Raw genomic sequence first — 11,768 nt, 5'->3', positions numbered from 1 at the left:
TAGTGTGAAAAGAATAATCTCAATAATTTTTATATTTTTTAGTATTAATGTGCAAGCGATTGAGAAAAAAATATCAGCTCCGTTTGGATTAAGTTGGGGTATGACGTATGAAGAAGTATTAAATAAAGCTGGAAATATAAAATTAATTGGGAGCAAAGAAAATAGAATAAAAGAATATTTAATTAACAGTGATTCTAAATTAATAGATGGTCTTGAGCGATATGATGTTGGTATCGATGATAAATATGGATTGGTTAATGTCGGAACATTAATTTCTATAAGTGATTACGAGAATACTGATAATGTTGTGGAAAAATATAATATATTAAAACAGGCATTGTCTTCTAAATATGGTGAGCAGTATTCTGAAGAGTATTTATGGAAAAATAGAACAAAAAGAAAATTAACTTTACCTGAATGCTTAAGTAATGAATTTTGTGGTAAATATATTTCTATATTTCAAGGTGATGATTCAAGTAGAGTTATATTAATGATTGGGGCATCGCCTAGTAAAGAAGATGTAATCATATCGTTATTTTATAAATCTAGTTTTATTGAAAAAATAAAACTAGAAGAAAAAGATCAGCAAGAAAAAGTTATAAAAGAAAAAGCAAAAGGTCTAGCTGATTCTTTATAATATTTTTGTTTAGAATATCAACCACCTTCGGGTGGTTTTTTATTTGGAGCTAATATGCAACATATTCCTCCTGAAATGCGAATTAGTGTTACCGAACTCTCCTCCACTGATGCTTTGCTTGAGCTTTATGAATTTGATTTAACTAAAATAGGCGGTATTCGGTACCGCTTTTTTGATGGACTCAATCAGCGTAAAGAGCCGTTAATCTGGCAAGGAAATACCTATGAGCCTTACCCCGTGAAAGGTGAGGGGTTTTCTTTTAATGGTAAAGGCCCATCAGGGCGACCCACTATTACATTGTCGAATTTATTCGGGCTGATTACAGGGATTGCCAGTCAGCTAGATAGTGCAATTGGTGGGCTGGTGGTGCGTCGCATTGTCAGCACCCAATTTTTAGATGCGGTCAATTTTCCCCAAGGCAACCCTAATGCCGACCCATCACAAGAGATTGCGACACGTTGGATCATCGAACAGATGACCAGTTTAAATTCAGTGACTGCTACCTTTATGTTGGCGACACCCAGTGAAACAGACGGATTAATGCTTCCTGGTCGCGTTATTTTGTCAGATATCTGCCCTTGGGGATATCGCTCAGAAGAGTGCGGATATAAAGGTGCTCCTGTTGCCGATGAGTGGGGAAAGCCAACCACCGATCCGTTAAAAGACAAATGCGGTAAGCGTCTTAGTGACTGTAAGTTACGAAAAAACGAATCCCGCATAGGGGCATTTGTTTCCACGTCCCGCATTGGTAACAGTTAATTCCCTCCTAAGGTGTTTCTCATGATTGAACAAGCAATTTTGGCGCATGCAAAAGAGCAAGCGCCCTTAGAGGCGTGTGGCTTATTGATAAGTACCGCGCAGGGTGAACAGTATTTACCTTGTGTTAATCAGCATGCCGATCCGAAAAACCATTTCACGATTTCTTTTGATGATTTTATTCGAGCCGAACAGCAGGGCGAGGTGATTGCGGTTGTACACAGTCACCCTGATGGTCAGCCTTATCTAAGCACCTTAGACCGACAACTGCAGGTGAACAGCGCATTGCCGTGGTGGGTGGTCTGTGATGAAAAAATCCACTGCTATCAGCCAGTGCCTCATCTATTAGGTCGTCAATTTATTCATGGCTCAACAGATTGTTATGGGTTGTTTCGTGATGCTTACCATTTGGCAGGACATGATCTGCCTGATTTTGAGCGTCACGATAATTGGTGGCGACAAGGCAAAGAGTTATATCTCGATAATATGATAAGCAGTGGTTTTCGGCAGGTAAAAAAAGAGGCGCAATCCGGCGATATTATTTTGTGTTGCTATGCCAGCTCTCGTGCTAATCATGCGGGGATCTATTTAGGCAATCAAACGATTTTGCATCACATACCTAATCAACTCAGTAAACGCGAGGAGTATAACGAACGATGGCAACGAATGACGCACTCAATCTGGCGTTACCGCGATTGGCAACCTTCCGACTTTATGGGAATTTGCAACGATTTGGACGTCGCTTTGATTTAAATGTGAATACCGCCTCTGAAGGGCTTCACGCGCTTTTTATTCAAATTCCAGCCTTACGCCTCGCCATTCGTGATGGTTGGTATCAAGTCCGCATTGCCGGTACCGATATTTCCCCGCAAGAAGTTCACCCAAAATTCAATGAAACCTTACCGGATAACGCGGTCGTCCATATTGTGCCGAAATTATCAGGCGCTAAAAACGTCGGTGTTTTTCAGTTTGTTGCGGGTGCTGCTTTATTTTCATTGGGATGGTGGGGGCCTGCGTGGATCTCCGCAACAGTGGCGACTTCTTTGATGGCAGGCGGTGCAGCCATGATGATTGGTGGCGTCGCCCAAATGCTGATCCCCGCCCCTAAACCCCCTAATTTATCTCGTGGCGATGAAGAAAAAGGCAATACCTATTTTAGCAATCTTGATAACGCGGTTGCTCAAGGGATGCCAGTGCCCATTGCGTATGGCGAAATTATGTGTGGTTCACGCGTCATTTCACAATCCGTTGAAATTATGGATGACAGTGACGGCGAAGATATCGATGCCGGTAAACACGGTGGATAAGAGGAGTTCGTATTATGGGTAAAGGTGGAGGTGGTCAAAAAACACCGTATGAGGCACCGAACGATTTAACATCACGGCAAAAAGCCTCATTAATTGATTTAATCAGTGAGGGACCGATTGAAGGCCCTATTCATATTCAAGGCTCGATGGATGATTTAGGGTGTATTTACTTGGATGATACGCCTGTGATAGACGGCTCTGGCAATAGCACCATTAATGGGATGTATGCACAATGGCGAGCAGGGACATTAGAGCAACCGGCAATGAGTGGCTTTACGGCATCTGCGAATGAAGTGCCCGTAGGGATTGAGGTTAAATATAATTCCCCTGTCACTCGTACTATCACCTCGCCCAATATTGACCGTTTACGTCTAACCTTTGGTACACAAGCTCTGGTTGAAACCAAAGATAATGGTGATCGCGTACCCACTTCTGTTCAATTACAAATCCAAATCCAGCGCAATGGGGTGTGGATAACAGAGAAAAACGTCACAATTAATGGCAAACGCTCTAACTCACCTTATTTAATGGCCGTTGTGTTGGATAATTTACCCCCCGCGCCATTTAGTGTACGCATGATCCGCATCACTCAAGACAGCACCTCTGACAAAATTCAAAATAATACCGTTTGGTCGAGCTATTCTGAGTTAGTGGATATTTCACAAACTTATCCAGGCTCTGCCGTTGCAGGATTGATGTTTGATAGTGAGCAGTTTGGTAATAAATTTCCTCGCCGTAATTATTTAATTAAAGGTCGCATTATTCAGGTGCCGAGTAATTATGATCCAGATAAACGGATTTACTCAGGGATTTGGGATGGCACCTTTAAACCGGCATTTACCAATAACCCAGCATGGATATTATGGGATTTATTAACTCATCCTCGCTATGGCATGGGGAAACGTCTCAATATCAGTGAGGTCGATAAATTCGCCCTGTATGCGATAGGTCGTTATTGTGATGAACAGGTTGATGATGGGTTCGGTGGAAAAGAACCCCGTATGACGTGCAATGCCTACATTACGGATATGCGCAAAGCCTATGATGTCATGGGCGATATGTGTGCCATGATGCGCATTATGCCGGTCTGGAATGGGCGAACATTAACCTTTATTCAAGATAGACCGTCTGATGTGGTGTGGCCCTATACCAACGCCAATGTGGTTGATGGTAACTTCCAATACAGCTTTAGCGCATTAAAATCGCGTCATACCGCTGTCGAGGTTCGTTTTATTGATCCCGATAATGGCTGGAAAACCAGTGTTGAATTGGTTGAAGATGATGCCAGCATTGCGCGTTTTGGACGTAATGTGATGCGCGTCGATGCCTTTGGTTGTACTAGCCGAGGACAAGCCCATCGTCATGGTCTTTGGTTATTAACCACGGAAAAATTAGAGACACAGACGGTTGAGTTTACTGTCGGCAGCGAAGGCTTACGTCATATGCCGGGTGATATTATCGAAATTGCCGATAACTATTACGCGGATAATCAAATGGGTGGACGCCTGACACACATTGATTATGCCTCTCAAACATTAACCTTAGATCGCAATATCGACACACCCAAAAGCGGTAAATCAAGCATTACACTCATCAATGCACAAGGTGATCCGCAATCTTATGAAGTCACTAGTTATCCTGCATCTAACCAAATAAAGCTAGATACTTTACCGTTAGGGTTACGAGAGGGCGGAATTTGGACGTTAACGCTCCCGTCTTTACGTCGTCGATTATTTCGCGCCATCAGTTTAGCTGATAACGGTGATAGCAGTTTTACGGTTATTGCTGTGCAGCACATACCCGAAAAAGAGGCGATTGTCGATAAAGGCGCTAAATTTGAACCAAAGCCCGATACGCCACTGGGTGGATTTATTCCACCGGTTGAAAACCTTTCTGTGGATATCGAATCGGATGCGAGTGCGTGGCAAGTGGAGGCCAGTTGGAACACGCCTTATTCCAGTCGAGGGGTAGACTTTTTATTAAAACTCACTACGGGTGATCGCATTGTCGGCACCGCCTCAACCACGGATACGATGTATCGTTTTGGTGGTTTACCTCAAGGAAATTACGTTTTATCCGTTGTACCTCAAAATGATCGGAAACGAAAAGGCGATGTGGCCACAACCTCATTTGCCATTAACCCGCCATTACCACCGAGTTATATTGAAGTGGAATCCGGTTATTTTAGCTTGGGGATTATTCCGCGTTCCGGTGGTCAAAATAGTCTACGTGCACAGTATGAGTTTTGGTTTTCAGAAAAGCAGATCACGGATATTCGCGAAGTGGAAAGTCGTGCTGAATATTTAGGTGTTAGTTCTATGTGGGTTATTCAAGGTAGAAACCTAAAAGCAGGGCATACCTATTATATTTATGTTCGCAGTATAAACGCTGTTGGAAAATCAGTGTTTGTTGAAGCCAAAGGGGAGCCTAATAGTAATACCAAAGAAATACTCGATGAATTAGACGGCCAGTTCATGACAACAGATGCCGGCAAACAACTCAGTGATAAATTAGATTGGAATGCTGAGACAGCAATTATTCTTAGTAATGAAGACTCTAGACTATCACGCAGTTTGTTGGTGAAACACGGTCAATCTCAAGCTGGAATCAAAGAGCTATGGCAAGTTCGTGCGACGGATAACGAAGCATGGGCACAGGAAGTTAAAGAAATTTACTCTGCGGTTGGTGACAATACGTCTGCAATTAAAGAGACTCAAACGTCAATTACCAAACTTGACGAGGCTTTTGGTCAGCGATTTACTGAAATCCGCACAGAAGTGGACAAGGCTCAAGCCGATATCGCTTCAAACTCTACTGCCATCTCTAACACAAACAAAGCTTTTGCTGAAAACAAAACACAAGTTCAAGCTAAATTTAATGAACAGGAGGGTTTGATTCAGGAGAAGATGCAAGCTACGTTTGAGCAGTCTGGTGACGGTGTTGTCACTCATTCAATCAATATTACGATTGTTCATAATAACGTGAAATACAATGCAGCAGGACAGGTCATTAGCGCTCAAGTTAAGAATGGCAAGCTTGAGTCGTATATTGGTTACAACGCGGATAATTTCGTTTGGTATAACCCTGTTAACGGAAAAATGGAATTATTCATGTATGCCAAGAACGGGCAATTGTTTATGCGTGAGGTCTTTATTAATGAAGCGTGGCTTAATTCCGTTGTTGTCACTGAATATATTAAATCTGGCGATTATGTTCCGGCGAAAAGTGGTTTTTTGATTGATGGTAAAACTAGCAATATTGAAATGAACAAAGGAACGTTCCGAGGTGAATTAGATATAGGAACAAACAAGACTGGTGCGCATACCGTTATCACCAATGAACGGATTGCGGTTTACGGTGCTAAAGGAGAAATTAGGATTGAAATAGGAAAAATAGAAGGAGCTTAATTAATGTATGGTGTTTATATTAAGCCAGATATTGGTAATGAATATTATTTAGATGCTGATGATAATCAAGTGATGGGATATCTTGGTACTGTCAAAATGGGGTGGTATGGCTATTTCTTCCCAAATACTGGATGGAATACCATGAAGCACAATATCCATGAATATGAACGGTATAACATCATTATTATTCCTAGAATAGTATCTAGGACATATAAGATCCCTGGTTCGTATTATTGGTTCTCATCAAATGTAACAGATTATAATATATCTGGTGATAGTTTTAATTTCTATGTCGATGAAAGACCAGCCGGATCACGAGTAAACTCAGAAGACGCAGAGGAAGATCCTGAGTTTGTATTTGATTTTTATGGTTATCCAAAATCAAATAGTGAATCATACGGAATTCGTCTACATGGAATGAACGGTATTAGTGAATTAACGCCATCAATGCGTGGTTATTGTGTTTTTGCTGAGATTGTAAAAATTAATGCAGGTAAAGATAATGGCTGGAGAATGCCGACTCATATTACCGATGAAATGAATCCTGTTATCTTTGTAAGGCCTAAAAATTCAGGTGCTGTATTCTCATATAATAAAGCAAGAGGTTTAGTTGTTAGTGATCCCTGTGAAATGTATATAGTTATATTTTGTACTAACTTTAAATTAAACCCACCAAAATATGGTCTTGTTATTTATAATGATAAAAAAGAAATTACATTTTCATCCAACTATAAACCTATGAAACTCGGAGAAACGACACGATTTAGTAATCGGAATGGTGCTTCATTCTCTAAACTTAAGAAGCCGATGATTATTCCAGATGCACAATTTGTTAACTGGAGAATACAGGGAAGTAATAGAGATGATGTTATTTATATGCGTACTGGCTTTGGCTTTAGAAATGATAGTAATAGTGTTTATTGGGATGACATATACAGTATAGGTTCAGAGTACGGTGGTCCATACGGAGCAGATGGCGGTAATGCATTTAAAATAGAATTTAATATCTACGGTATCGAACTCAGCGACTACTTCAATATTTAATTAACTCTTCATTTCATTTATACCTCTAGGAAAATCTATTTATGATATACACAACAGGCACAGTCTCTACTGTGTCAGGGTCTGCTATTGTCAAAGGCACTGGCACTAAATTTAAAAATAATAATCCAGCCATTAATATTGGAATGACAATTTTAATTAAATCGGGAAACACGAATATTCCGTATATGATTAAATCCGTTAATTCCGACACTGAATTAGTATTAGCACACCCTGCATTAGCCACAGCAACGAACACCACATTTTCAATTCATATTACTGAGCCAGACAATAATAGTGATGCAGCAAGAACGATGGTTGCAATAAATGCATACACGCAATATTTTCTCGATGCGATGAATACATGGATGACTCAGACTGGTCAAACAAAAATTGAGATGCCAAATGGTGAAGTTATCACACTTGATAGCATTAAGAAGATGCAGGGGGATATTAGTAAAAAGGCTGATGATAATAAGACGGTTCACGTTGGTGATTTTGGTGTTGGAGCAACTGCTGATAATGGCCCTATCATACCATTAACACCGCCTGACGCTAACGATATAACTTCTGCTGGTTTTTATGGTGCTGGTGGAGCTAATTCAGCTAACTATTTTGAACCATATAAGCCTCTTATTGTTTCTACAAGACAAGGCGGGGATGGTACTGGATCTGTTTTACAAATACAGTCGGGTGGTACTGTACAAGCTCCATTGCTTGCTAATAGGATTCGCGTAAACGCAAAAGCTTGGTCTGATTGGTCTGTATTAGCCTCTTTGACAAACTCAGAAACTCAGAGATTCAATGGTCAGTTAATGTCTTACCAAGGGCTTTATAGTTCAGATAAGTCTAATCCAACAAATTATTTTGGGTTATTGAGAGCTGAAAAGGGTGTTCCTTACGGATTTTATCTTTCCTATGATGGTTCTGGTAATAGTATTAGATTTCCAGAAAGGAAAGGTGGCACACTGATGCTTGCTGGTGATTATGGTCTTGGTTCTGGTAAGTTAGTTAATGGGAATAGGTTTGATGATTTTGGGACTGGCTTGGCTTCTGGTTTTTACTCATACGTTAACCCAAAGCAAATTCCAGATGGAGTCACTGCTTACGGTAATGCCATATCTATTCAGTATGATCAGCAAAATTGGCAGAAATTAATATTTTCCAACTACGGGGCTTATTTTCATGTTCAGCGATGCATAAATGGATCCAGATCTACTGTTCAGGTTATGACTAAAGATATGTGGACTGTAGATAGTAATGGTTTCTACAAACGAGCCTCCCCAATTATCAACATCAATCCTGACGGCACATTCACGACTAATGACGAATCCGAGGGTGCTACGGTTACTCAAGTAGCAAAGGGTGAATATCTTATTGAGGGGGTGCTAGGTTTTAATTCAGATGCAGGCTGGGGTGGTATCGATGGTGGTATTGAAATTCCACTCGATGTTAATAAACAGCCACTTATTTGGGTTAACTCTGAAGTAAATGAGGACGGTTCTATTCTCGTTAAAACTTATCATCGTACTCATCCTAACGCACCTGAGTTCGCCAGTAATGATATTGACGGTTTCAACGATGGGGATCCGATTGATATCCCTGATGGTCGTTTTATTTCCGTGCGTGTACAGATGCCAGAAGGCTCAATCTATAACGTGAGAATGCGTGAGATGGAAGAAGCGCAGAAAGCGGAAGAGGAGCGCAGACAAAAGGAAGAGAAGATGAAGGAGCAGTGTAATTTAGGAAGTGGTGACAAATTACTATAATAAAAAGAAGTTCTATTTTAAATAGCGGGCGGTTTAATTAAGTAATTAGCCCGCGTCTTATTTATTTTAATGACTTTACTCAAAAGAATAATTAGGTAAATAAACTGTGAGATTGTGTAACCCGCTTATTTTATTCAAAATATCTTCAGGAGCTTCATCACTAAATTCAATGTAATATCCTACAGGATAATTGTCATTATTATTATATACATGGATATCATATAAGTCATCTAGTACTTTCATTTCTTCATAGTATTTCAAACCAAGCATTTCGGCTAATGATATAGTTTTTCGTGTATCATCATCTGGACTATTAGTCCCTTTGGGAAGTGCTACTAATTCCGCCTTTATGATTCCTTTGTCACTCCAATTTCTTAAGTATCCAGACCATAAATTAGCACGAAGATTTGAATCCTTTGTGAACTTTTTAGCTTTCCAATGGACGATTTCTCGTTTACCACTCTTATAATAAAGAGCAATTTCTGAAATGCCTGAATTAAGAAAGTCTCTCTTAAATTCATCTTCATTTGGAGCAAAATAGAGCTCTGGTTTTGATGAAGAAAACCCATCAGATTGATCTAAGAGTCTAATTATTACTTGTTCTGGTGTGTCAAAACCAATTGCTTTTTGTTCGAGTCGTTTGTATGTGGATTCAGATATTGAAATATTCATTTAATTCTCCATATATGATTTGTATATAACTATATATGATGAATAATATAGATCAATGGTTTTTTGTAATTACAAGTTGTGATATTTGTAACTGGTTGATTTTATTTTTAATTTTATTAATGTAAAAACTTTGAAATTTCTTTTGTTATAAAGTAAATATTAGCGACTCATTGTAATTAATGTTAGATATAGGGTGAGGATGTATGATATGGAAAGAGCTAAAAAAGCGGAATAGAAACGCAGGATAAAATCAGGACACCAATAGCGCACCAGAAATTTATAACTAATTGATTATATAACTCGGTCGGTTCCATCGAGCATCGGCGCAACAGAGAAACGGTTCAAATTATATGTATTTGAATGGCTATTAACATGATGATTTTCTGTTGGTTTATTGAGTTCTGTATTTTCTGACATGCTGTAATTCTTTCGTCTATTTAGGCGTTGCTACCCTTATTTTTTTGTGAGGGTAGAAAATGAGGGCGCATTATAGCATAGAGAATAACTAACGCATGGTGGATCTGATGTTAGAATTGTTTTAATGAACTCAAGAAGAGTCGTCAGAAACAGCAAAATAGGAACTTATATGCCAACAGAAAAAAGAGCATTGCCTTATTTTAAATTAAATATCATCCTGAACCGATAAAAACAGGAGCTTTTATCACAGATGATACCGTTATATGTGATTGTTGTGGAAAGCTACGCCTATATATTGATTTTAGTTAATGAACATCATTCAAATAATATTAAGTCTATTTTTTAGAACATAGGCTTGATATTTATTTTTATAAAATAGCCTATTTATATTATCTCTATTAAAAATGGAAATAGTCACTGCTCAAGGTTTTACGCTATAAAGCGAAAAAATAAAAAGAGGAGCATTGAATATGAACATTAAAAGAAAGATCCTTATAAAATTAAATAATCTTGATTATGATAATAAAAAACTGTCATTTTCTACTTCCCATGAAATGCATCATTCCCTTTTAACTAATATGCCTTTAGTTCCGATAATATCATCTGTTCATCAATTACCACCCAAAAATTATATTGATTCTATTTCAATAAACTTTAATGATCTAAATAAATATTATTACCTTAATTTACCAGAGAATAATCATTATTCTTTAGATGAAGTGATTAAAATATTACAACAACACCCTGATATTGAATATGTACAAACGGTACCGATACAACCTATTGAACCTCCTAATATTACGCCTGATTTTACTCAATATCAGCAATACTTAAATACGCCAGAAAAAACAGTGAATATTAATAAAATTAAAGGGTTAGGAATTTGTGAGGCATGGAAGCAAGAAGCATATGGGCAAGGAATACAAGTCGCTGATATTGAGTGGGATTTCAATCTTTCTCATCATGATTTATCAACGGATAATATTACGTCGTTATTACCATTTAATGAAAAAACCAGTCAGGCAGATCATGGTACAGCGGTTGCGGGATTAATAATGGGAAAAAATGATGGTAAAGGGATCACTGGACTCGCTTATAAATTAGATATGTTTTATGCCATCTCTGAATTAACTTGTGGGCGTATTGATGCGATTATTGCGAGTAAACGCATATTACATGCTGGTGATATTGTTTTATATGAAATGCAGACAATTTGTGAACATCAAGCTTATGTACCTGCGGATTATGAAATGCATATTTGGGAAGCGACTCGCGCATTAACAGATGCTGGGATCATTGTGATTATGGCAGCAGGTAATGGGGGCGTAGATCTGGATTTACCTGCTTATGAAAGTTACCGACAACGCCATGATAATAACTCAATACGTGTTGGTGCAGGTTCGCCTTATACATTAAATCGATTACCTTTCTCAACGCATGGTTCACCTATTCATGTACAAGCGTGGGGAGAGGATGTTGCAACAGCGGGTTATGGTGATCTGTTTCGAAGTGATGATAACCATACTTATACCGCTAATTTTAGTGGAACATCGTCAGCCAGTGCTTTAGTTGCGGGAGCCGCTGCTGTGATCCAATCTTGGTATAAAGACCGTACAAACAGTGTGTTAACGCCGATACAAATGCGTGACTTATTAATTAGAACAGGCACTTTTCCACTGTTAAATGACAAAATTGGTCCTTTACCGAATGCGAATAACGCAATTTTGTATTTAAAAAAATTAATAAAACGTCATTAAGCACA

Annotated in this window: 10 protein-coding genes; 9 read left to right on the top strand and 1 reads right to left on the bottom strand. The window is 38.8% G+C overall.

All coding sequences use genetic code 11. The annotated features are described in order from the left end of the window. The first annotated feature begins 4 nt into the window (after nt 1–4). The 7 genes from ACWPWK_RS08020 to ACWPWK_RS07990 are packed head-to-tail and all read left to right on the top strand — an operon-like array spanning nt 5 to nt 8,917. Nucleotides 5–637: a hypothetical protein gene (locus ACWPWK_RS08020; RefSeq protein ID WP_109373207.1), complete on the top strand. Its 633-nt coding sequence runs from the start codon at nt 5–7 to the stop codon at nt 635–637. A gap of 54 nt (nt 638–691) precedes the next feature. Then, entirely contained in the window at nt 692–1,396 is a 705-nt protein-coding gene (locus tag ACWPWK_RS08015; protein ID WP_109373208.1) for a phage minor tail protein L, read from the top strand. A 21-nt stretch (nt 1,397–1,417) separates the two neighbouring features. Then, nucleotides 1,418–2,146 carry a C40 family peptidase gene (locus ACWPWK_RS08010; protein ID WP_109373209.1) on the top strand — a complete coding sequence of 243 codons (729 nt, stop codon included), beginning with the start codon at nt 1,418–1,420 and terminating at the stop codon, nt 2,144–2,146. Continuing rightward, complete coding sequence (locus ACWPWK_RS08005; protein ID WP_208623309.1) at nt 2,050–2,700, top strand: tail assembly protein; 651 nt, start codon at nt 2,050–2,052, stop codon at nt 2,698–2,700. Before ACWPWK_RS08010 ends, ACWPWK_RS08005 begins: the two co-directional genes overlap by 97 nt. A gap of 14 nt (nt 2,701–2,714) precedes the next feature. After that, nucleotides 2,715–6,107, top strand: a complete 3,393-nt coding sequence (locus ACWPWK_RS08000; protein ID WP_162558379.1) for a host specificity protein J — start codon at nt 2,715–2,717, stop codon at nt 6,105–6,107. A 3-nt stretch (nt 6,108–6,110) separates the two neighbouring features. Continuing rightward, nucleotides 6,111–7,151, top strand: coding sequence for a hypothetical protein (locus tag ACWPWK_RS07995; RefSeq protein WP_109373211.1), 1,041 nt, complete (start codon nt 6,111–6,113; stop codon nt 7,149–7,151). Between the two features lie 41 nt (nt 7,152–7,192). Continuing rightward, nucleotides 7,193–8,917 carry a phage tail fiber protein gene (locus ACWPWK_RS07990; RefSeq protein WP_454208679.1) on the top strand — a complete coding sequence of 575 codons (1,725 nt, stop codon included), beginning with the start codon at nt 7,193–7,195 and terminating at the stop codon, nt 8,915–8,917. 75 nt (nt 8,918–8,992) lie between these two features. Here the strand turns inward: ACWPWK_RS07990 and ACWPWK_RS07985 are convergent, their stop codons facing one another. Then, nucleotides 8,993–9,589 (bottom strand): hypothetical protein, encoded by a 597-nt coding sequence (locus ACWPWK_RS07985; protein WP_109373212.1) that lies wholly within the window; start codon nt 9,587–9,589, stop codon nt 8,993–8,995. Nucleotides 9,590–10,210: 621 nt separating this feature from the next. Between ACWPWK_RS07985 and ACWPWK_RS07980 the strand changes: the two genes are divergently transcribed. Beyond that, on the top strand, nt 10,211–10,315 hold the full coding sequence (locus ACWPWK_RS07980) for a CbrC family protein (RefSeq protein ID WP_109373310.1): 105 nt from the start codon (nt 10,211–10,213) through the stop codon (nt 10,313–10,315). A 161-nt stretch (nt 10,316–10,476) separates the two neighbouring features. Then, a complete protein-coding gene (locus ACWPWK_RS07975) occupies nt 10,477–11,763 on the top strand; it encodes a S8 family peptidase (protein ID WP_109373213.1) in 1,287 nt (428 codons plus the stop codon). Nucleotides 11,764–11,768: the final 5 nt, after the last annotated feature.

The organism is Proteus sp. Marseille-Q3619 (assembly GCF_965283115.1).
The sequence above is the reverse complement of the archived record's forward strand: the minus strand, read 5'-3'. Positions and strand labels throughout refer to the sequence as shown.

Excerpts from the sequence above, each read along its gene's own strand:
- ACWPWK_RS07990 (WP_454208679.1), top strand. The coding sequence starts at position 7,193 with ATGATATACACAACAGGCACAGTCTCTACTGTGTCAGGGTCTGCTATT.
- ACWPWK_RS08010 (WP_109373209.1), top strand. The coding sequence starts at position 1,418 with ATGATTGAACAAGCAATTTTGGCGCATGCAAAAGAGCAAGCGCCCTTA.
- ACWPWK_RS07975 (WP_109373213.1), top strand. The coding sequence starts at position 10,477 with ATGAACATTAAAAGAAAGATCCTTATAAAATTAAATAATCTTGATTAT.
- ACWPWK_RS08015 (WP_109373208.1), top strand. The coding sequence starts at position 692 with ATGCAACATATTCCTCCTGAAATGCGAATTAGTGTTACCGAACTCTCC.
- ACWPWK_RS07995 (WP_109373211.1), top strand. The coding sequence starts at position 6,111 with ATGTATGGTGTTTATATTAAGCCAGATATTGGTAATGAATATTATTTA.
- ACWPWK_RS07985 (WP_109373212.1), bottom strand. The coding sequence starts at position 9,589 with ATGAATATTTCAATATCTGAATCCACATACAAACGACTCGAACAAAAA.
- ACWPWK_RS08005 (WP_208623309.1), top strand. The coding sequence starts at position 2,050 with ATGGCAACGAATGACGCACTCAATCTGGCGTTACCGCGATTGGCAACC.
- ACWPWK_RS08000 (WP_162558379.1), top strand. The coding sequence starts at position 2,715 with ATGGGTAAAGGTGGAGGTGGTCAAAAAACACCGTATGAGGCACCGAAC.